Source organism: Bifidobacterium phasiani, assembly GCF_019331775.1.
GTDB classification, from domain to species: Bacteria; Actinomycetota; Actinomycetes; order Actinomycetales; family Bifidobacteriaceae; genus Bifidobacterium; species Bifidobacterium phasiani.
In genome coordinates this window covers 1-21,838 of sequence record NZ_JAHBBD010000030.1, presented here as the reverse complement: position 1 = coordinate 21,838, position 21,838 = coordinate 1, and the positions used below count along the sequence as shown (strand labels likewise).

18 protein-coding genes are annotated in these 21,838 nt (G+C 69.6%); 17 read left to right on the top strand and 1 reads right to left on the bottom strand.

The annotated features are described in order from the left end of the window. The first annotated feature begins 32 nt into the window (after window positions 1–32). The 8 genes from KIH73_RS09880 (at window position 33) to KIH73_RS09845 (ending at window position 10,044) form a co-directional block, all read left to right on the top strand. Entirely contained in the window at window positions 33–1,409 is a 1,377-nt protein-coding gene (locus tag KIH73_RS09880) for a peptidase U32 family protein (RefSeq protein WP_219083061.1), read from the top strand. Window positions 1,410–1,444: 35 nt separating this feature from the next. After that, a complete protein-coding gene (locus KIH73_RS09875; protein ID WP_219083060.1) occupies window positions 1,445–2,410 on the top strand; it encodes a purine nucleoside phosphorylase YfiH/LACC1 family protein in 966 nt (321 codons plus the stop codon). A gap of 128 nt (window positions 2,411–2,538) precedes the next feature. Continuing rightward, entirely contained in the window at window positions 2,539–3,297 is a 759-nt protein-coding gene (locus KIH73_RS09870; protein ID WP_219083059.1) for an IspD/TarI family cytidylyltransferase, read from the top strand. 28 nt (window positions 3,298–3,325) lie between these two features. After that, entirely contained in the window at window positions 3,326–4,003 is a 678-nt protein-coding gene (locus KIH73_RS09865; RefSeq protein ID WP_219083058.1) for a pyroglutamyl-peptidase I, read from the top strand. A gap of 161 nt (window positions 4,004–4,164) precedes the next feature. Further along, on the top strand, window positions 4,165–5,622 hold the full coding sequence (locus KIH73_RS09860) for a cell division protein (RefSeq protein ID WP_236022716.1): 1,458 nt from the start codon (window positions 4,165–4,167) through the stop codon (window positions 5,620–5,622). A 167-nt stretch (window positions 5,623–5,789) separates the two neighbouring features. Next, window positions 5,790–7,124: a C1 family peptidase gene (locus tag KIH73_RS09855; RefSeq protein ID WP_219083057.1), complete on the top strand. Its 1,335-nt coding sequence runs from the start codon at window positions 5,790–5,792 to the stop codon at window positions 7,122–7,124. Window positions 7,125–7,669: 545 nt separating this feature from the next. After that, window positions 7,670–8,803 (top strand): 3-deoxy-7-phosphoheptulonate synthase, encoded by a 1,134-nt coding sequence (locus tag KIH73_RS09850; protein WP_219083054.1) that lies wholly within the window; start codon window positions 7,670–7,672, stop codon window positions 8,801–8,803. A gap of 32 nt (window positions 8,804–8,835) precedes the next feature. Next, window positions 8,836–10,044, top strand: coding sequence for a 3-deoxy-7-phosphoheptulonate synthase (locus KIH73_RS09845; protein WP_420830232.1), 1,209 nt, complete (start codon window positions 8,836–8,838; stop codon window positions 10,042–10,044). A gap of 1,435 nt (window positions 10,045–11,479) precedes the next feature. Here KIH73_RS09845 and KIH73_RS11130 read toward each other — a convergent pair. Next, on the bottom strand, window positions 11,480–12,046 hold the full coding sequence (locus KIH73_RS11130) for a hypothetical protein (RefSeq protein ID WP_219083050.1): 567 nt from the start codon (window positions 12,044–12,046) through the stop codon (window positions 11,480–11,482). Here KIH73_RS11130 and KIH73_RS09835 point away from each other — a divergent pair. The 9 genes from KIH73_RS09835 to pstB all read left to right on the top strand — a co-directional run bounded on the left by KIH73_RS09835 (window position 11,975) and on the right by pstB (window position 20,725). Then, complete coding sequence (locus KIH73_RS09835) at window positions 11,975–12,817, top strand: DUF4097 family beta strand repeat-containing protein (protein ID WP_219083048.1); 843 nt, start codon at window positions 11,975–11,977, stop codon at window positions 12,815–12,817. The two genes, KIH73_RS11130 and KIH73_RS09835, sit on opposite strands and share 72 nt — an antisense overlap. Continuing rightward, the gene (locus KIH73_RS09830; RefSeq protein ID WP_219083046.1) at window positions 12,814–13,428 is read left to right on the top strand and encodes a PadR family transcriptional regulator; all 615 of its coding nucleotides are present in this window, start codon (window positions 12,814–12,816) and stop codon (window positions 13,426–13,428) included. The genes KIH73_RS09835 and KIH73_RS09830 overlap by 4 nt, the downstream gene beginning before the upstream one ends. Window positions 13,429–13,500: 72 nt before the next feature. Then, window positions 13,501–14,232 (top strand): 5'-methylthioadenosine/adenosylhomocysteine nucleosidase, encoded by a 732-nt coding sequence (locus tag KIH73_RS09825; RefSeq protein ID WP_219083044.1) that lies wholly within the window; start codon window positions 13,501–13,503, stop codon window positions 14,230–14,232. Between the two features lie 113 nt (window positions 14,233–14,345). Next, on the top strand, window positions 14,346–15,599 hold the full coding sequence (locus tag KIH73_RS09820) for a sensor histidine kinase (RefSeq protein WP_219083042.1): 1,254 nt from the start codon (window positions 14,346–14,348) through the stop codon (window positions 15,597–15,599). Between the two features lie 145 nt (window positions 15,600–15,744). Then, window positions 15,745–16,446, top strand: coding sequence for a response regulator transcription factor (locus tag KIH73_RS09815; RefSeq protein WP_219083040.1), 702 nt, complete (start codon window positions 15,745–15,747; stop codon window positions 16,444–16,446). A 251-nt stretch (window positions 16,447–16,697) separates the two neighbouring features. Beyond that, window positions 16,698–17,828 (top strand): phosphate ABC transporter substrate-binding protein PstS, encoded by a 1,131-nt coding sequence (gene pstS / locus KIH73_RS09810; protein ID WP_219083038.1) that lies wholly within the window; start codon window positions 16,698–16,700, stop codon window positions 17,826–17,828. Window positions 17,829–17,967: 139 nt separating this feature from the next. Continuing rightward, on the top strand, window positions 17,968–18,918 hold the full coding sequence (gene pstC, locus KIH73_RS09805; protein WP_219083036.1) for a phosphate ABC transporter permease subunit PstC: 951 nt from the start codon (window positions 17,968–17,970) through the stop codon (window positions 18,916–18,918). Next, window positions 18,918–19,907 carry a phosphate ABC transporter permease PstA gene (gene pstA, locus KIH73_RS09800; protein WP_219083034.1) on the top strand — a complete coding sequence of 330 codons (990 nt, stop codon included), beginning with the start codon at window positions 18,918–18,920 and terminating at the stop codon, window positions 19,905–19,907. The genes pstC and pstA overlap by 1 nt, the downstream gene beginning before the upstream one ends. 38 nt (window positions 19,908–19,945) lie before the next feature. Continuing rightward, window positions 19,946–20,725 (top strand): phosphate ABC transporter ATP-binding protein PstB, encoded by a 780-nt coding sequence (pstB, locus tag KIH73_RS09795; protein ID WP_219083032.1) that lies wholly within the window; start codon window positions 19,946–19,948, stop codon window positions 20,723–20,725. The last annotated feature ends 1,113 nt before the right edge of the window (window positions 20,726–21,838 follow it).

The window sequence follows — 21,838 nt, the reverse complement described above, 5'->3', positions numbered from 1 at the left end:
TCCGCGCGGTCCGCTACACTGGCGGGGTGCCTATGAATCATCGTCGCCAACCCGAAGTCCTGGCCCCCGCCGGCAACCTGCGCGGCCTGAAGACCGCCGTCGACTACGGCGCCGACGCCGTCTACTGCGGCGGCAAGGCGTTCGGCATGCGCTCGGCCCCGAAGAACCTCAGCCTCGAGGACTTCGAGGAGGGCTCGCGCTACGCCCACGAGCACGGCGCGCGCGTGTACGTGACCTGCAACGTGCTGCCGCGCAACGCCGAGGTCGAGGACATGAAGGAGTACATCGGCCAGCTCAAGGACACCGGCGTCGACGCGCTGATCGTCACCGACATCGGCGTGCTGATGGCCGCCCGGCGCATCGCCCCGGACCTGGAGCTGCACGTGTCCACCCAGGCGGGCGTCACCAACTACCTGGCCGCGAACGCGCTGTACGAGCTGGGCGCCAGGCGCGTCGTGCTCGCGCGCGAGATGGACCTGCAGGCCGTGCGCGACATCCGCGCCAACATCCCCGCCGACATGGACGTCGAATGCTTCGTGCACGGCGCGATGTGCATGGCGTTCTCCGGTCGCTGCCTGTTCTCCAACTACCTGACCGGCCGCGACGGCAACCACGGCGAATGCGCCCAGCCCTGCCGCTGGAAGTACAGCATCGTCGAGGAGAAGCGCCCCGGCCGCTACTTCCCGATCGAGCAGACGCAGGACGGCGCGTTCCTGTTCAACTCGCAGGACATGAACATGCTCGAGCACCTCGACGAGCTCATCGACGCGGGCGCCACCAGCCTGAAGATCGAGGGCCGCTCGAAAAGCGCCTACTACATCGCCGCGATGACGAACGCGTACAAGACCGCGGTGGACCTGTACATGGTCCGGCGCGGCTTCGAGGACGCCGACGGCCGCACGGTCGCCCCGTTCCACGACCAGGTGCGCCGCACCGCGCCCGGCGAGGCGCCGCGCGTGGGCGCCGAGGCGACCGTCGCCGGCCGGCCGGAGCGGGTCGAGCTGCCCGAATGGCTGCGCGAGGAGCCGTACAAGGTCGCCCACCGCGACTACAGCACCGGCTTCTACTATCCCGAGCATCCGGTCACGCAGAACACCGACCGCAGCCACTACTTCCGCGACTGGCTCGTCGTCGGCGAGGTGCTCGGCTGGAGCCCGGAGGACGGCGGCCGCATCACGCTGATGAGCCGCAACAAGATCGAGGCGGGCCAGCTGGTCGAGTTCGTGATGCCCGGCGGCGCGCCCTACGCCTACACGGTGCCGTCCGGCGGCTTCCGCGACGCGGACGGCGAGCCGGTCGAGCTGATCAACAACCCGGCGCACGTGTTCTCGATGCCCTGCCCCGAGCCGGTCCCCGTCAACGCGGCGATGCGCTCGCGCACCAAGAGGCCGACGCTGAAGTCCGAGTGATCCGTCCGCCCGCGGTCGCCGCTAGGATGGTGGGCATGACCGAACACGGATACGACGACACCATTCTCGACAGCAACGCGATCAGCCCCGTCGGCAAGGACGGGCGGCCGATCCCGGTCACGATCCCGGTCGTGCTCGCCCCCGGCGTCAGGGTCGTGTACACGACCCGGCTCGGCGGGGTCAGCGACGGCGACTTCCTGGGGCTCAACCTCGGCGGCAAGGGCGGCGACGACCCCGCGCACGTGGCCGCGAACCGCGCCGCGCTGTCCGAGGAGATCGGCGCGCGCCTGTCGCTGGTCGGCCAGGTGCACTCCGGCGTGGCCGTGGACATCGACGACCGCTTCGGCGCGAACACCCCGTACGGCTACGACGCCTCGGAGGCGGTGGAGGCCGACGCCCAGGTGACGACGCTGACCGGCGTGGCCCTCGGCATCTTCGCCGCCGACTGCCTGCCGGTGATGCTCGCCGACGCGCGGGCCGGCGTGGTCGGCGCCGCCCACTGCGGGCGCCGCGGCCTGCAGGCCGGCGTGATCGGCGCGACCGTGCGGATGATGTGCGGCAAGGGCGCCCGGCCCGAGCGCATCGTCGCCACCCTCGGCCCCTGCATCTGCGGGGAATGCTATGAGGTCGGCGACGCCATCGCCGACGAGTTCGACGCCCGGTTCCCCGGCACCGGCACCCGCACGCGCTTCGGCGGGCGCGGCGTCGACATCGCCGCGGCGGCGCTGCAGGAGCTGGCCGCCGCCGGCGTGCCGCGCGACAACGTCGTCTCGTCCCGGCCGCGCGTGGGCGCCGCGACCCAGTACCTGTCCGCCGACGAGGAGCTCGCCTCGCTGTGCCGCGCGGACGGCGAGGGCGAGCCGGAGCTGGAGGCGCGCATCGGCGGGGTGCGCCACAGCCTGTGCACGCTGGAGAACCCGCTGTGGTACTCGCACCGCCGCGCCGCGCTCGCCGGCAAGCGGCGCGAGGGCCGGCTGCTGGCGCTGATCGTGCGCGACTAGCCGCCGGGCGCGCGCATCGGCGGGTCGGCGGGCGGCGAACCGGTAGATTGGTGGGACGGCCGTCGCCCGCGCGGATCGGCGCGGGTCGGCGGGCCGATGGATGAAGGGCAGGTTGTACGGTGGGTGATATGAATCAGCGAGAGCAGAGCGGGGGGCGCGCGACGCCCGTGGTGGCGGTGGTGCTGGCGGCCGGGTTCGGCACGCGCTTCGACCCGGACGACCCCAAGCAGCTGGTGTCCGTGGGCGGCCGGCCGATCGTGTGCTGGAGCATCGAGGCGTTCGAGCGCAACGCGCGCGTCAGCGACATCATCGTGGTCGTCAACCCGCGCGTGCGCGCCGCCGTCGAGTCCCTGGTCGACGCGGCCGGGTACCCGAAGGTGCGCATGATCCTCAACGGCGGCGCCGAGCGCGTCGACAGCACCGAGGCCGCGCTCGCCGCGCTGGCGGCGGCCGGCGTGCCGCGGGACGCGAAGATCCTCATCCACGACGCGGTCCGCCCGTTCGTCGCCCAGTCCTCGATAGACGGCTGCATCGACGCGCTGGACCGCTTCGCCGCCGCGACGGTCGCGTACGCCTCGACCGACACCGTGCTGCTGACCGAGGACCTGGGCGACGTGCAGGTCGTGCGCTCGGTCCCCGAACGCGCGCACACCTTCCGCGCGCAGACCCCGCAGGCCTTCCGCTTCGCCACGATCCGGCACGCGTACGACCTGGCCGCGGGCGACCCGGACTTCCACCCGACCGACGACACGCGCGTGGTCGTCGACTACCTGCCCGACGAGCCGGTGGCGATCGTGGCCGGCGGCGAGAGCAACCTCAAGGTCACCACGCGGGAGGACATGCCGACCGCCGAACGCATCGCCGCGCGGCTGCTGGCCGAGCGGTGACGCCCGCCGTGTCGGTACACTGGGTGGTATGCAGCAGTTCAGCGTGGTGATTTCCGGCTTCGACCACTACGACGGCGTCGACGTCAACCCCTCCTGCGAGGTGCCGAGGGCGCTCGCCGAGCGGGGGGTCGCCGGCTCCGGCGGCGCGGACGACCCGCTGGCCGACGTCGCCGTCGACATCCACGCGGTCGGCCTGCCGGTGAGCTTCTCCAAGTCCTGGCCGGCGCTGCTGGAGGCGATCGAGGCGGCCCGTCCGGACGTCGTCATCGCCACGGGCCTCAAGCACTCCGCGCGCGGCATCGCGCTGGAGCGCTGCGCGACGAACCTGATGGACGCGCGCGAGCCCGACGCGGACAACGACCAGCCCCGCCGCGCGCCGATCGACCCGGACGGGCCCGCCGCGTACTGGACGCGCCTGCCGCTGCGCGCGATCCTCAAGGATTTCACCAAAGAGGACATCCCCGCCACGCTGAGCTCCGACGCGGGCACGTACGTGTGCAACACGCTGTTCTACAACCTGATGCACTGGACCGCGGACCAGGACCGCGTGCTGTCCGGCTTCGTCAGCTTCCCCCAGGTCACGCGCTCGCCGCATTCGCAGTGCGGGCTGACGCTCGACCAGCAGATCGCCGCGTGCCGCAACGTCGTGCGCGAGACCGTGCGCTACCATCTGCGGCCCTCGTCGGAGGAGATCCTGCTCGCCTGACCGCGCGCCCGGCCGGCGGGTCCGGCCCGGGCGGGCCGCGATGTTGCGCGCTGTGTGAGGATGTTGGGGTTTCCCGGCGTTCCCCGGGCGTCATCGGCTAGAGTTCGTCATGGGATGCGCCGTGGGGCGCAGGCGAATGGATGGCGAAAGGACATACGACGATGGTGGATCGGTTCCCGACCGCACTGCGTGGGTACGACAAGGACAAGGTGGACGACGCGTTCGCCGCCGCACAGGGGATGCTCAACGACCTGCGCCAGCAGATCGCGAAGGGCGACGAGCAGATCCTGCAGCTCCAGGCGGAGCTGCAGCGCGAGCGCAGCAAGTCGACGAACGGAGAACCGACGTTCGCGTCGCTCGGCGCGAACGCGCAGCAGATGCTCGCCTCGGCGGAGCAGACCAGCACCGAGCTGCTCAACCGCGCGAAGAAGGACGCCGCCGCGGTCAAGGAGTCGGCGCGCATGGAGGCGGAGACGCTGCGCAACAACGCGAGGCTCGACGCGCAGCACATCGTCGACGACGCCAACGCGAAGGCCGACACGATCCTGACCAAGGCGCGCAACGAGGCCGACAGCCTGACCGCCGGCGCCCAGGAGGACGCCGCGCAGCTGCGCTCGGAGACCGCCAAGGTCGTCACCGAGCAGCGCCAGAGCATCGACCTGGAGCTGACGAACTCGCGCGAGGAGCACAACAAGCGCCTCGCCTCCGAGCGCGCCAAGCACGAGCGCGAGATCGCCGACATGCGCGCCGAGGCCACCCAGCAGATCGCCGAGCAGCGCAAAAGCGCCAACGAGGAGATCGCGCGGCTCAAGAGCGAGAACAACGACCAGATCGAGAACGCGCTCGCCGAGGCGAACAGGAAGCTCGCCGAGGTGCGCGAGCAGGCGTCCAAGCTGCTGACCGAGGCGCAGCGCCAGGCCAAGGAGATCACCGAGGCCGCGCAGGCCAAGGCGCAGGAGATCACCGACGACGCCGAGGTCCACCGCACGCAAACCGTCAGCCAGGTCAACGCCGAGGTCGAGCAGATCCGCGCCGACATCGCCGCCCAGCAGGAGGAGGCCACGCGCAAGGTCAACGAGCTGCTCGAGCACCTGGAGGAGCGCCGCACCCAGGCCAAGCAGGAGGCCGACGAGCTGCTCGGCCAGGCCAAGGCCGCGCGCGAGGAGGCCGACGCCTACGCGGCGGCCAAGCGCGAGGAGGCCGACGGCCAGGTCGCCGAGATCCTGCGCAAGGCCGGCGAGGAGGCCGCGGCTCAGGTCGACGAGCGCCGCAAGGCCGCGCAGTCCGAGCTCGACAGCCTCAAGGAGCGCATCGGCGAGCTGCAGGACCGCGAATCGACGATCACGCAGCGCGTCAGCGAGCTGCGCTCGCTGTTCTCCAACGCGTTCAGCGGCTTCGGCTTCGGCGGCGCCAAGGCCGAGGCGCCCGACGTGCCGGTGGTCAACGCCGTCGCCGACGATCCGCGGCCCGCCGAGGAGGCCGACGGCGAGGACGTCGAGGACGTCGAGGGCGGCGTCGCCGAGGGCGGCGAGGTCTCCGACGGTCAGGGCGCCGACGCGTCGCAGGCCGACGGCGAGGCCTCGGACGGTTCCGCCGGGGACGGCGAGGAGAACCGGTAGCGCGCGCCCGCTCGCGTTCTTCGACGTCAGCGGCTAGACTCGTAGTCGATCGCACAGGCGGCACCCGGCCCGACCGGGTGCCGCCTGCATGATGCTGTGGCCCGCACCGCATGCGCGGGCGAACGTCGCACGCGCGTATGCGCGCGCCGAGCAAGGAAAGGAACGACATGACCGAGATCAGCCCGCTGACCGGCGAGACCCTGGCGTCGATGCGCGAGGGCTTCGACGCGAACCCGTACGCGCGCCTGGCGATGAACGCCGTGACCGCGTCCGGCATCGACAAGGTGGCCCGCAACTACGACCGCGCCCGCCTGCTGCAGCGCCGCTTCTCCGTGACCGTGGACAACGGCGCCGTGACCAACCAGGAGCGCTCGGGCCGCTGCTGGCTGTTCAGCTCGCTGAACGTGGCGCGCTTCATCGCCAAGAAGAACATGAACCTCAAGGAGTTCGAGTTCTCGCAGAACTACGCGATGTACCACGACAAGCTGGAACGCATCAACTACTTCCTCAAGGACGTGGCCGCGCTGGTGCGCGCCGGCGAGCCGTCGGACTCCCGCCTGATCCAGCACCTGCTCGCCGACGTGATGGGCGACGGCGGCCAGTGGACGATGGCGCTGAACGTGTACAAGAAGTACGGCGCCGTGCCCAAGGACCTGTTCCCGGAGACCGAGTCCTCGAGGAACACCGGCCCGATGAACACTCAGCTGCGCTCGATGCTGCACACCGCCGTCGCGCACATGTACGCCGACCCGTCGAAGATCGACGAGATCGTCGCGCAGGGCGTCGAGGCCGGCCACCGCATGCTGACGATCCACCTCGGCGAGCCGCCGAAGAGCTTCGACTGGGAGTGGACGGACGCCGACGGCGAGTTCCACCGCGACGGCGAGATCACGCCGGTCGAGTTCTGGAAGAAGTACGTGGGCGCCGAGCTGGAGGACTACGTCTGCCTCGTGGACGATCCGCGCGCCGAGCACCCGAAGGGCCGCAAGATCGCGATCGAGCACCTGGGCAACGTGGCGGGCGGCGACCCGACCGAGTACCTCAACGTGCCGAACCAGTTCATGAAGGACTGCGTGCGCACGATCCTGTCCGAGCAGGGCATCCCGGTGTGGTTCGGCGCCGACTGCGGCCCGATGATGGACCGCGAGTCCGGCGCGTGGGCGACCGACCTGTTCGAGTACGGCCGCGTCTACGACGTGGACTTCGACCTCGACAAGGAGCAGCGCGTGCGCTTCGGCGACTCCGCGATGAACCACGCGATGGCGTTCGTCGGCGTCGACGTGGACGAGGACGGCACCACCACCCGCCGCTGGCGCGTCGAGAACTCCTGGGGCGACAAGATCGCCGACAAGGGCTACTTCACGATGAGCGACGACTGGTTCACCGAGTACGTCTACGAGGTCGCCGTGCCGAAGTCGATGCTCCCGGAGGAGTACCGCAAGGCCCTCGAGGAGCCGGCGATCCAGCTGCCGGCCTGGGATCCGATGGGCGCTCTGGCCTGAAACGGCCTGCGGCCGTCTCGGGCCAGAGCGCCTGGGCCGGCATGCCGTCAGGCGGACAGTCCGGCGGGTCGTCCCGCCCGTTCGCGGTCCACGGTCTCCTGGCCACGGAGACGGCGGAAACGCCATGCAACGACGCAGTGCGGCACGAGCGTGGCCTCCCGGCCGCGGGGACGGCGAGAGTCGGCCGGTTGGTGTCCGCCCGCGGGGGCGATCCCGCCGGCGCCGCGTGCCCGGCCGCTGCCTCGGTGCCTGCCCAGGCCGCCGCGGACGGTCGCATAACGTCGCCCCGCCATGTGCAGTCGACTGCGTATTGACAGCCGACTACACATGGCGGGGCGACGTTCGTTCCGGGGCGGCGGAGCTCGAACGGCGGCAAGGCGAGGGATTCGTGTGGCGGGATTCATGTGCGGCGTGATCCGCGCGGCCCGCGCATCCCACGATGCAGTCGGCCGGCTTCCGTATGCCGGCACCATCCACTATGGTGGTGTGTTCGGCCACTGTGGTGGCGCCGCGGCGCGGCGCATGACGACAAAGGAGAGGTGAAGATGGCAGGTCTGCGTGGTCCCGACAGTTCCGAGGACGAGCGTCGTTTGGATGAGCATGCCGTCTTTCCCGAGACCGTCGACGTCAACATCCGCCAGCTCGACCCGATCCCCGCGCCCCGCGCGTTCCTCAAGGAGCTGCCGCTGACCGGGGAGATGAGCGACCTGGTGCTGCGCTCCCGCCAGGAGATCCGCGACGTGCTGCACGGGCGCGACGACCGTCTGCTGGTCATCGTCGGCCCCTGCTCGATCCACGACCCCAAGGCGGCCCGCGACTACGCCGAGCGCCTCGCCGCGGTCAGGCGCCGGGTGAACGACCGCCTGGTCGTCGTCATGCGCACCTACTTCGAGAAGCCGCGCACGACCATCGGCTGGAAGGGCCTGATCAACGACCCCGACCTCGACGGCCGCTTCAACATCCGCAAGGGCATGTGGCTGGCCCGCAAGGTGCTCACCGACGTGCTGGAGCTCGGCCTGCCCACCGCCATCGAATGGCTCGACCCGATCACCCCGCAGTACCTGTGCGACCTGATCTGCTGGGGCGCGATCGGCGCGCGCAACACCGAGTCGCAGGTGCACCGCGAGCTGGCGAGCGGCATGTCGATGCCGATCGGATTCAAGAACTCCACCGACGGCTCGATCAAGGCGGCCGCGGACTCGTGCTACACCGCCGCGTTCGAGCACCACTTCCTGTCCATCAACCTCGACGGCCGCGTCATCTCCGCCGAGACGAAGGGCAACCCCGACTGCCATCTGGTGCTGCGCGGCTCGTCGCACGGCCCGAACTACGACGCGCGGTCCGTCGCCGAGGCGATGGAGGCGCTCAGGGCGTCGCAGGCCGGCGGCCCCAGCGAGCACGGCCTGGTCATCGACGCGGCGCACGGCAACTGCGGCAAGGACGAGCGCCGCGAGGCCGAGGTCGTCGAGCAGATCGCGGAGCGCATCGCCCAGGGCGAGCCGGGCATCCTCGGCGTCATGATGGAAAGCTTCCTCAAGGGCGGCCACCAGAAGCCGGCGCCGCTCGACCAGCTGGTGTACGGCCAGTCGGTCACCGACTCCTGCGTGTCGTGGGAGCGCACCGAGCAGCTGCTGTACACGCTGGCGGACGCCGTCGCCGCCCGCCGCGCGCTGCGCTGACCCCCGACGCGATCCGCCGCCACGGTATCCTTGTGAGCATGCAAGGAGGGAGTATGCAGTCCGAACCGCAGCCGCTGAACAGTCCCGAGGACCTGCGGGCGATCCGTCGCGTCATCCGCGAGGGCGGCAACCCGCTGACCGAAACCGACATCCCCCGCTGGGAGGACCAGGTCGGCGTCAGCCGGATCGTCAACCGCCGGGTCGTGGAGCTGGAGCCGCTGCCGACGCCGGCGAAGGTGCTGGCCGACATGCCGCTGAGCGAGGCGGCGCAGAACCTCGTGGTGTCCTCGCGCGACGCCATCCGCGACGTGCTGCACGGGCGCGACGATCGGCTGCTGGTCATCGTCGGCCCCTGCTCGGTGCACGACCCCGACGCCGCGCTCGACTACGCGCACCGCCTGGCCGCGCTGCGCGACGAGCTGGACGGCGAGCTGCTGATCGTGATGCGCGTGTACTTCGAGAAACCGCGCACGACCGTCGGCTGGAAGGGCCTGATCAACGATCCGGACATCGACGGCAGCCACAACATCCGCAAGGGCCTGCTGCTGGCCCGCCGCGTGCTGCTCGGCGTGCTGGGGCAGGGCGTGCCCGCCGCCACCGAGTTCCTGGAGCCGACCAGCCCGCAGTACATCGCCGACGCGGTCAGCTGGGGCGCGATCGGCGCGCGCAACACCGAGTCGCAGATCCACCGCCAGCTGGCGAGCGGCCTGTCGATGCCGATCGGCTTCAAGAACGCCACCGACGGCTCGGTCAAGGCGGCGATCAACGGATGCTACGCCGCCGCGCAGCAGCACGGGTTCTTCGGCATCGACCACCTCGGCCGCGCCTGCGTCGTCGAGACGCTGGGCAACCCCGACTGCCATGTGGTCCTGCGCGGGTCGAGCCACGGCCCCAACTACGACGCCGCGTCGGTGGCGGGCGCGATGGACGAGGCCCGCGCCGAGATGCCGGAGGGGTCGGCCGCCGCCTGCGGGCTGTTCGTGGACTGCTCGCACGGCAACTCCGGCAAGGACGAGCGCCGCCAGGCCGAGGTCGTGCGCGAGATCGCCGCGCGGCTGGCCGCGGGGGAGCGCGGCATCGGCGGCGTGATGATGGAGAGCTTCATCGAGGGCGGCAGCCAGCCCGCCGGGCCGCTCGACACGCTGGTCTACGGCCGGTCCATCACCGACCGCTGCATCGCCTGGCCGCAGACCGCCGAGCTGCTGCGCGAGCTGGCCGCCGCCGTCGCCGCGCGCCGCTGACCCGATGGGCGGATTCCCGCCCCGTCGGTCCGGTTTGGCCGGATCGTATCCCCGCGAGTGCGGCCGGCGGAACCATGAGAGGCGCCGGTCGGATTGGTCGGACCGGTCGGACCGGACCGTATGCGTGCCCGGCGTCCCCGGTCTTCGCGTGCGGGGCGGGACGGACGATGTCGGGTTCCATCGGATCCTGGACCGTTCCCGATTTCCGTGTGCGGATCGGGTATGGTGCGGCAGCGCCGTGGGCGTTGGTCGTCGGTTCCCCGTCTCCGCGTGCGGATTGGGTGCTGCCCGGTCTCCTGGATGGAGTCCGCCGGCAACATGGTCGGTTCGCATCCGGTCTTCCACGCGGGTGTGTAATTCCCGCCGCAAACCGCGTGTGTCGCGTCCGTTCTTTCATCCGTGTGCGTAATACCTGCCGAGAAAGGCGGTCATTGCGGTAGTTGTTACGGGCGGTCGTGTAATACCTGACGGAGGATGGGTGTTCTGCGTCCGTTTTTACGTGTGCCTGTGGAATACGTGACGGGGATGACGGGTGTTTCGTCTGTTGTTTCGCACGGGTGTGTAATACCTGCTGCGGGGGTCCGTTCCTTCAAACCGTCCTCCCGCCGTCATCCGGTGTGATACCCGTTGCGGGGGAGGTCTGCGTCCGGTGTTGTTCACGTCCGCCGAATGTATGACGCGGATGGTGGATATTTCGTTCGTTCCTCTGCACTGGTGTGTAATTCCCGCCGCAAGCCAGGTGTGTCGCGTCCGTTTTTCGTGCGGGTGTGTAACACCTGCCGCAAATCGAATCTGTTGCATCCGTTCTTTCATCCGTGTGTGTAATACCGGACGGAGATTTTGAATCCCGTGTCCGGTTTTACCAGTGTCTGTGGAATGTATGACGCGGATGGTGGATATTTCGTCTGTTGTTTCGCGCGGGCGTGTAATACTTGTCGCGAAGGTAGTCATTGTGCCGGGTGTTACGGGTGGTGGTGTAATTCCGGACGGGGATTCCGAATCATGTGTCCGTTTTACGTATGTCTGCGGAATACGTGACGTGGGTGACGTGTGCTTCGTTCGTTCTTCCGTGCGGGTGTGTAATTCCTGCCGCAAACCGGGTGTGTCGCGTCCGTTTTTTCGTGCGGATGTGTAACACCTGTTGCAAATCGAATCTGTCGCGTCCGTTCTTTCATCCGTGTGCGTAATACCGGACGCGGAGGGGAGGTTCTGCGTCGGGTGTTACGGACGGCGGTGTAATACCGGACGGAGAATGGGGGTCTGCGTCGGGTGTTGCGTGTAGGGGAGCAAGACCGGGCGGGAAATGGGGAGAACACGGGTTCTCTGCGGGGAATGAGGGGCACGTACGGGTGTGCGGGTGTGTCGGATTGTGTGTCGTGATGGTTGTCGATATGTCGCGGTCGCCGACACGCCTCGATAAATGCGATATATCGTGTTATAGTCGGTTATGCGATATATCGCGATTCGAGGGGCCGCATTCGCCCGCGGTTTCCGGGTCCGCGCTATGTCGGGGCGAAGTGACAGACGATCGCAAACGAAAGGATTGACGATGTTCGGCTTCGGCAAGGGCGGCCATACGGGCCGCGACGATGACGCCAGGGGCGGCGACCGCGACGACTGGCGTGACGATGATGCTGCCAGGGACGGCGACCGGGGAAACCGGCGTGGCGATGATGGGATCAGGGGCGGCGACCACGGTGACCGGCGTGGTGACGATGATGCTGAAGGTGTCGCCCGTGACGACTGGCGCGATGACGCTGCCGTAAAAGGTGACGACCGTGGCGTCCGTGACGATGCCGCCGGGGACGGTGACCGCGGCGTCTGTGACGACCGCGACGCCGCGGCGGACGACGACGAGCGCTTCGAACGCGCCTGGGACTCCGGCCGGGGCGGCCGCGAGCGCTGGGTCGTGGAGCCCGGCGGGAGCAAGGTGATCGACATCGACGCGCTCGACGCCGCCAGGCTGTCCCTGATCGCGGGCCGGGTCGACGTGATCGGCCACGACGGGCCCGACGCCCGCCTCGAGATCACCAACGTCCGCGGCGAGCGCGTGCGCGTGCTGCTCGACGGGGGCCGCCTGGCGGTCCGCCACGCCGACGCGGGCGGCCGGCCCCGCGTCATGCGGCTGTTCTCGGGCACGAACACGGTCAGCGCCGACGTCAGCCTGCTGGTGCCGCGCGGCATCGCGCTGAAGGTCGACTGCGTGAGCGGCGACACGCTCGTCAGCGGCCTGACCCGGGGCGCCGACCTGAACACCGTGTCCGGCACGGTGCTGGCCAACGGGCTGTCCGGCCGGCTCCGGCTCGACACGGTCAGCGGCGGGGTCGAGGCGCGCGACCACCACGGCTCCATCCGGTCGAACACCGTCAGCGGCGACGTGACGATCAGCGGCGACTGCACCGAGATCGTCGCGGACAGCGTCAGCGGCGACCTGGTCGTCGACGCGTTCGGGCGCCCCTCGTCGATCCGCGTGACCGCGGTGTCTGGCGGCGCGATGCTGCGCCTCGACCCGCAGGTGCACGCCCGGTACCACGTCGACGCGATGCACGGCAAGGTGCGCATCGACGGACGTCGGTTCCGCACGGGCCTGGGCGGCGCGCTCGACTACGAGGACGGCCCGGCCGACGCGCCGGTCACGGCGGTGGCGATGAGCGCGGTGTCCGGCAGCCTGCTGGTGATGCACCGCGCCGACGACGCGCCCGCGCCGGACGACGCCGGCGATGCATGCCCGCCCGACCGGAGCGACGGCCCGGAGAGCGACGGCGAGCGATGAACGCCCCGGTGTTCGCGCACGGCCAGATGCGGCTCTACCTGCTGATGCTGCTGGCCGATTCGCCGAAGCACGGCTACGAGCTGATGACCGCGATCGAGCAGCGGTTCAACGGCACCTACGTGCCCAGCGCCGGCACCATCTACCCGCGGCTGGCCAAGCTCGCCGAGGACGGGCTGATCGCCAAGCGGACCGTCGGGCGCAAGACGGTCTACGAGATCACCGACGCCGGGCGCGCCGAGCTGCGGGCGCGGCGCGACGAGACCGAGCGCATCGAGCGCACGATCGACACGTCGGTGCGCCGCCTGGCGGACGACCTGCGCGCCGACATGCGTCGCTCGATGGCGGCGCTGCGCGCCGACATGACCGCCGACGAGCGCGACATCGCGCGCGCCCGCCGCTCCGCCAGGCCGGCGCCCCGCGCGGCGGACGAGGCGTCGGGCCCGCTGCGCGAGGGCCAACGGGTGGTCGAACGGTACGGCCGCGAGCTGCGCGAGGCCCTGCGCGCCGCGGACGCCGCCGGCTCGCTGGACGACGCTGCCGTCGACGCGCTGCGCGAGGGCCTCGACCGTCTGGCGCGCACGCTGCGCGACCGGACCCGCCGGCCGAGGTGAGGCCCGGCTAAGATGGGGTGCTGACGCGGCGCGCGAGGCGCCGGCTTGACGCGCATAGGGAAGGCGGCGGATATGACGACGATTGCAATCATCGGTGCGATGGACGAGGAGGTGGCGCTGATCGCCAAGGCCCTCGACGACGTCACCCACGTCGAGCAGGCCAGCCTGGACGTCGTCCACGGCACGCTCGCCACCGACGACGGCGGGCGCGCCGCCGTGGTCGCCACGGTCGGCGGCATGGGGTTGGTCAACGCCGCCGCGACCACGCAGTACCTCATCGACCGCTGCAGTCCCGACGCGGTGATCTTCTCCGGCATCGCCGGCAACCTCAACAAGGCGCTGCACGTCAACGACGTGGTGCTCGGCGGCACACTGCGCTACCTCGACACCGACATGCGCCTGGTGGGCCAGTGGAAGCCCGGCACCCCGGAACGGCAGGTCGAGGAGTTCCACTCCGATCCCCGCCTGCTCGACGCGGCGTCCGCCGTGCTCGACGGGATGGGCGTCACCCACGTGGTCGGCACGATCGCCTCCGGCAACTACTTCGTGGACGCCCCCGAGCAGGTCGCCCGCGTCATCGAGGCCACCGGCGCCGACGCCGTGGAGATGGAGGGCGCCGCGGTGGCGCACGTCGCCGCGCGCAACGACGTGCCGGCGCTGGTCATCCGCGCGCTGAGCGACAACGCCGACACCGACTACGAGGTGTTCCGCGAGTTCGACATCTCCGAGTACGCCGACACCGCGGCGCGTCTCGCCGTCGGCATCGTGCGCCGGCTGCGGCCGCCGGCGGCGCGCCCAAGGTGAACGACGCGCGAACTGTGGATGGCCGCACGGTGCCGCGGCGTGCGGACGCGCCCCGGCGCCGCTAGGCTGTATCACCGATACGGTTCGTGCGGCGACGGGAAGGCGGAACGGCGATGACATGGTGGCAGATCGCGCTCGCGGCGGCGGTGCTCGCGCTCGCCTGCGCTGCGGCGTACCTGCGCGGGCGCGAGGCGGGGGAGCGCTGGAAGGCCCCCCGGGCCGGCGAGGACGACCACAGCCTGTTCGGCCGGTCGGTGCCGGTGCTGGACACGGAGCGCCGGCTCGTCGAGACGATGCCCGACGCGCTGATCGTGGCCGACGCCAACGGCGTGGTGCGCTACAACAGCCCGGGCGCCGAGGCGCTGCACCTGATCGAACGCGACCGGCTGGCGGCGGGCGAGATCGAGGAGATCCTCGCGCTGGTCAGCTCCGACGGCCGGATGCGCGAGCGCGAGATGAAGGTCCGGCTCGGCCGGCTGCCCCGCCGCCCCGGCTCCGGGGGCCGCGGCGTGCTGGCCGGCGAGACGGTGCCCTCGGACACGCTGTACCTGCGCGTGCGCGTCGGTCGGATCGCCGACGGGCTGTACGCGATCTTCCTGCGGGACATGAGCGAGCAGCGCCGCTTCGAGGCGATGCGCCGCGACTACGTGACCAACGTGTCGCATGAGCTGAAGACCCCGGCCGGCGCCATCGCGCTGCTGTCGGAGACCGTCGCGGACGCGGCCGACGACCCCGACGCGGTGCGCTACTTCTCCGGCCGGATCGCCAAGGAGTCCAGGCGCCTGACCGAGCTGGTGCGCCGGCTGATCGACCTGCAGCGCGCGCAGGACGCGCCGTCGCTGCACGACGCCCACCCCCAGCCGGTCGTCGACCTGGTGCGCGAGGCCATCGCCGCGAACGAGGTGCAGGCGGATGCCGGGCACATCGCCGTCGTGCTCTCGTTCGACGGCGAGCCGATACCGACGGCCGTCCCGGCGGACGCGGCCGACGAACCGGCGCGCGCGGTGCTCGTGGACGTCGGGCGCGAGCCGTTCGTCACCGCCGTCAAGAACCTGGTGGAGAACGCGATCCACTACTCGCCCGAGCACACGACGATCAGCGTCGGCATCGCCGCGCGTGCCGACCGGGTCAGCATCCGCGTGGTGGACCAGGGCATCGGCATCCCGGCCGGGTCGCTCGACCGCATCTTCGAACGCTTCTACCGCGTCGACCCCGCGCGCTCGCGCGAGACGGGCGGCTCCGGTCTGGGGCTGGCGATCACCAAGCACTGCGTGCAGGAGTGCGGCGGCACGATCTCGGTGTGGTCGCGCGAGGGCGAGGGCTCGACGTTCACCGTCGAGCTGCCCAGGGCCCGCGCCGGCGCGTGAGCGCGGCGGGCGTAGCGCCGTCGTGCGGCTACGTAGTTGCGCCGACGGCGGGCGGGCGCCCGCCGAACGGCTACGATGAAACCATCACCCATCGGGTCCGGGCCCGCCCGGCGCCGGATCCGGCAACCGATCTCGGAAGGCAACCATGACGCGCATTCTTATCGTGGAGGACGAGGAGTCGTACCGTGAGCCGCTGGTCTACCAGCTGACGCGCGAGGGATATGACGTCTCGGCGGCGGCGACCGGCGAGGAGGGGCTGGAGCTGTTCACCAAGGGCGGAATCGACCTGGTGCTGCTCGACCTGATGCTCCCCGGCATCGACGGCATCGCGCTGTGCCGGCGCATCCGCGAGCAGAGCCGCGTCCCGATCATCATGCTCACCGCCAAAAGCGGCGAGATCGACAAGGTCGTCGGCCTGGAGATCGGCGCCGACGACTACGTGACCAAGCCGTACTCGTTCCGCGAGCTGCTCGCGCGCATCCGCGCGGTGCTGCGCCGCAACCAGACCGCGGCGGAGGGCTCCGGCGCGGCGGACGACGACGTGCCGCTGGTGTGCGGCGACATCGCGATGCAGGTCGGCCGGCACCAGGTCACCGTGCGCGGCGAGACCGTGTTCTTCCCGCTCAAGGAGTTCGAGCTGCTCGAATACCTGATGCAGAACAAGGGCCGCGTGATGACCCGCCACCAGCTCATCGACCGCATCTGGGGCTCCGACTACGTCGGCGACACCAAGACGCTGGACGTGCACGTCAAGCGCGTGCGCGCCAAGATCGAGGAGGACCCCAGCCATCCGCGCTACCTGACCACGGTGCGCGGCCTGGGCTACAAGATCGCCGACCCCGAGTAGCCCCCGTCCGTGCGCCGCGCATGCGGCCGGCGGACGCCTGCGCCATGCCGCGCGCCGCGTCCCCGTACCGCGCCGCGGCCGGCGGGCCCGCCCGCGCGCGCCCTGCCGCGGCTGAGAGTTTGTCTAACTGTTCATCTTCCGTTCACCGAGTTCGGTCGTTCCCGCCCGAAAACGCCCATAGGCTGGATAGTGCCATGAAGCAAGGGGCGGTCATGGGCCGCCCGGATGACTGATAAGAGGGAAAGACCATCATGCGCAAGAATCTTCTCACCCGTTCCGTCGCCGCGGTCTGCGGCCTGACCATGCTGGCCGCGCTGGCCGCCTGCGGCGACAACACCGCCCCGGCCGCCTCCGGCGAGAACGGCTCCGCCACCTCCGGCGACGCGATCTCCGGCAACTTCGCCGGCGCCGGCGCCTCCTCGCAGCAGGCCGCCGTCGAGGCGTGGATCGCCGGCTTCCAGACCTCGAACCCGGACGCCAAGATCAGCTACGACCCGTCGGGTTCCGGCGCCGGCGTGAGCACCTTCCTCACCGGCTCCACCGCGTGGGCCGGCTCCGACGCCGCCCTGAGCGCCGACGAGGTCGAGCAGTCCTCGAGCGTGTGCGCCGACGGCAGCACCGCCTTCGACATCCCGGTCTACATCTCCCCGATCGCCGTGGTCTTCAACCTCGAGGGCATCTCCGGCCAGGGCAAGACCCTGAACATGGACGCCTCCACGCTGGCCAAGATCTTCGACGGCAAGATCACCACCTGGAACGACCCGGCCATCGCCGACCAGAACCCGGACGTCGAGCTGCCCGACACCCCGATCACCGTGGTCCACCGCTCCGACAAGTCCGGCACCACCAAGAACTTCCTGAGCTACTTCGTCGACGCCGCCCCGGCCGACTGGCCGTACGAGCTCGGCGAGAACTGGCCGAACGAGGTCGGCCAGGGCGCCAAGGGCACCTCGGGCGTGATCTCCACCGTCCAGCAGGCCGATGGCACCATCGGCTACGCCGACGCCTCCCAGGCCGGCCAGCTCGGCACCGTCGCGGTGAAGGTCGGCGACGAGTACGTCGCCTACTCCGCCGAGGCCGCCGCCAAGGTCGTGGACGCCTCCCCGATGGACGAGAGCGCCACCGAGGCCAACCGCGTCGTCATCAAGCTCGACCACAACACCACCGAGGCCGGCGCCTACCCGATCGTGCTCGTCTCCTACGACATCGCCTGCCCGGCCTACGAGGACGCCGAGACCGCCAAGTTCGTCAAGTCCTGGCTGACCTACGTCGTCAGCGAGGAGGGCCAGCAGACCGCCGCGGACGCCGCCGGCAACGCCCCGATGTCCGACGCCCTGCGCGAGAAGGTCATGACCTCGATCGACGCCATCAAGACCGAGTGACGGCCCCGCGTCCGGTCCCGGCGGGCTGACGCCGGGACCGGACCGCCAGCTTCGAGCCGCAGTCGCCGTCCAGCGGCTGCGGCTCGAAGCGAGTGACACATCGCGCGGACCGCCCGGTCCGCAAACCGAAGGAGAACCCGTGAGTTCACACGTCGCAACGACCGGACAGGTCGGTGGCAAGACCGCGGACAAGGTGTTCAAGGGCGTCGCCTACGCCTGCGGCATCCTGATCCTCGTGGTGCTCGCCGCCGTCGCCCTGTTCCTGCTTTTCCGGGCCTGGCCGCTCATCGGCGGCGACCAGCAGGCCAACAGCGAGACGATCGCCAACTTCACCGGCGGCAAGGCCTCGAACTTCTGGGGCTACGTCGGACCGCTGCTGTTCGGCACGGTCCTCGTCTCCGCGCTGTCCCTGGTGATCGCCTTCTTCATCTCGATCGGCATCGCCCTGTTCATCTCCCACTACGCCCCCAAGAAGCTCGCCACCGTGCTCAGCTACGTGGTCGACCTGCTCGCCGCGATCCCCTCCGTCATCTACGGTCTGTGGGGCGGCCTGGTGCTGGTCCCCGCGATCTACCCGTTCTGGAACTGGGTGGCCACCTACCTGGGCTGGATCCCGCTGTTCGCCGGCCCCGCCGCGAACCCGTCGCGCACCGTCGCGACCGTCGCCGTCGTGCTGGCCGTCATGATCCTGCCGATCATCACCTCGCTGTCGCGCGACATCTTCCTGCAGACCCCGCGCCTCCAGGAGGAGGCCGCCCTCGCGCTCGGCGCCACCAAGTGGGAGATGATCAAGCTCGCCGTGCTGCCGTTCGGCACCTCGGGCATCGTGTCCGCCTCCATGCTCGGCCTGGGCCGCGCGCTCGGCGAGACGATGGCCGTGCTGATGATCCTGTCCCCGGGCCTCAACTACTCGTTCAGGATCCTGCAGGCCTCGCAGAACCAGACGATCGCGGCCAACATCGCCGCGCAGTACCCCGAGGCCAACGAGCTCGGCGTGTCCGTGCTGATCGGCACCGGTCTCGTGCTGTTCCTGATCACCTTCGTGGTCAACTACATCGGCCGTAAGATCACCGAGAAAGCGAGCGCCTGATGACCGCAACCGAGCATTCCCCCATGGACCAGGCCCCCGTCATCGACTTCGACAAGTTCAAGCCGACCCGTTCGTTCATCGCCTCGCGCAAGCGCAAGGACATGGCGATGCGCGTGCTCATCGTGCTGGCCTTCGTCATCGCGCTGATCCCGCTGATCTCCGTGCTGTGGACGACGATCGCCAACGGCGTCGAGCGCTTCAACCTGGACTTCCTGACCCATAACATGACCGGCGTGGTCGGCGGCAACCCGACCCCCAGCGGCGGCTACGGCGGCATCCTGCACGCCATCATCGGCACGCTGGAGATCACGCTCGGCGCGATGGTCATCTCCATCCCGATCGGCCTGATGTGCGCGGTCTACCTCGTCGAGTACTCCAACCGCGGCAAGCTGGCCACGACGATCTCGCTGCTCGTCGACGTCATGAGCGGCATCCCGTCGATCGTCGCCGGCCTGTTCGCCTTCTCGATGTTCACCATCGTCGTCGGCCCGGGCTCGACCAGCGGCTTCCAGGGCTCGGTCGCCCTGTCGCTGCTCATGCTGCCGACCGTCGTCAAGTCGAGCGAGGAGATGCTCAAGATCGTCCCCGGCGATCTGCGCGAGGCCTCCTACGCGCTGGGCGTGACCAAGCAGCGCACGATCACCAAGATCGTGCTGCGCACCGCGCTGCCCGGCATCGTCTCCGGCGCCATCCTGGCCATCGCCCGCGTGGTCGGCGAGACCGCGCCGCTGCTGATGACCGCCGGCTACATCGTGAACACGAACTTCAACCTGTTCTCCGGCCAGATGACCACCCTGCCGGTGTACGTCTACCAGGAGTACAGCAAGCTCAACGCCAACTGCCCGGCCGGCGCCGACGCCTCCTGCGTGACCACCATCCCGATGGAGCGCTCGTGGGCCGCCGCCCTCGCGCTGATCATCATCGTGCTGATCCTCAACCTGATCGGCCGCATCGTGGCGAAGGTCTTCGCCGTCAAGACGGAACGGTAAGCCGTAACAAGCTGCCCTATAGGAAATAAGGAACAACAATGGGACAACGCATTGATGTCAACCATCTGAACATCTACTACGGCGACTTCCTGGCCGTCGAGGATGTGAACCTGAACATCGAGCCGAACAAGGTCACCGCCTTCATCGGCCCGTCCGGCTGCGGCAAGTCGACCGTGCTGCGCACGCTCGACCGCATGCACGAGATCATCCCCGGCGCGCACGTCAAGGGCGAGGTCCTGCTCGAGGGCCGCAACCTGTACGCCAAGGACGTCGACCCGGTCGAGGTCCGCCGCGACGTCGGCATGGTCTTCCAGCGCCCGAACCCGTTCCCGACGATGTCGATCCGCGAGAACGTGCTCGCCGGCGTGCGACTGAACAACCGCAAGATCTCGAAGTCGGACGCCGACGACCTGGTCGAGTGGGCCCTGCGCGGCGCCAACCTGTGGAACGAGGTCAAGGACCGCCTGGACAACCCGGGCATCGGCCTGTCCGGCGGCCAGCAGCAGCGTCTGTGCATCGCCCGCGCCGTGGCCGTGCACCCGCAGGTCCTGCTGATGGACGAGCCGTGCTCCGCGCTCGACCCGATCTCCACGCTCGCCGTCGAGGACCTGATCAACGAGCTGAAGAACGACTACACCATCGTCATCGTGACCCACAACATGCAGCAGGCCGCCCGCATCGCGGACTACACCGGCTTCTTCAACCTCAAGGCCGTCGGCCAGCCGGGCCACCTGGAGTACTTCACCGACACCGCGACGATGTTCAACAACCCGCAGAACGAAGAGGCCGAGCGCTACGTCTCCGGCCGCTTCGGCTGATCGCGCGACGGCCCGGCCGTCGCAACCGGACCGCCCGGCACGGGGAGGGACGGACGTGGCCCGGGGCCTTGGCGCGGAACCCGCACACGGTGCGGGGGCGCGCGCCGGGGTCCGCGTCCGTGGATCGGACGCCCGCAGGGGATGGCGCCACGCAGGTCGCCCGCATGCTCGGCATCCCCGGTGGATCGGACGCCCGCAGGGGATGGCGGGCGCCCGGTCGGTCCGGAATCCGGCCGGTCATCCGCCGGCCCCGCAACCCGCCCGGTCCCCGGGCGGGTTTTCGCATATCCCGGGGCATGGTTCGTCGCCGCGCTCGCCCCGCATCGCCCCGGCACATATGGGAATCCTCTGCCGGTTCCGCACGTTCCGCGGTACAGGACTTGTCTCTGCCGATCCCAAAGGCTCACCGTGGTACGGTGCGGCATTCAAACGGTGGTGCGGTGCGGCATTTAAGCGGTACGGTACTGTGCGGCATTTAAGCGGTACTACGGTGCGGCACCCACACGCGGTACGGTACGTGCGGCACTCAAGCGGTACGGTACTGTGCGGCATTCAAGCGATACGGTGCGGCACTCAAACCCTTGGTATTCCACCGTTTCTGATCATGCACCGTACCGTACCACGGTGCGGAATCTTCAGGGGAACGCCGGCGGACTTGAGATGCGTGATCACTGCAATGACCTCAATGGGGATTCTCCAAAGGGCATTGTCGGGCTTGCGTACCGTACCGTGGTACGGATTCACCAAAGGGGCGCTGTTGGGCTGAGGATTCTCCAAAGGGCGCTGCTGGCCTTGACCTCGTGGTACGGAATCCCTTTTGCTGGTCTCAGGCTGCACCGTACCGTACCGTGGTACGGTACGGAATCCAGACCCTTGATATTCCGCCATTCTTGATTATGCACCGTACCGTACCGTGGTACGGAATCCCCACATGGACACCGGTGGGCTATCGTACCGTACCTCGTGGTACGGAATCCCTCTTGTTGGTGTCTTGTTTCGGCGGATGGTTGACGGGTGTCTTGGGGCATGGTTGACGCTTGTCCTGGGGCATGGTTGACGGTGGTGGTGTGGTTGTGTCATGGATACACAACGACAGCATCCCGGCGTGCACGC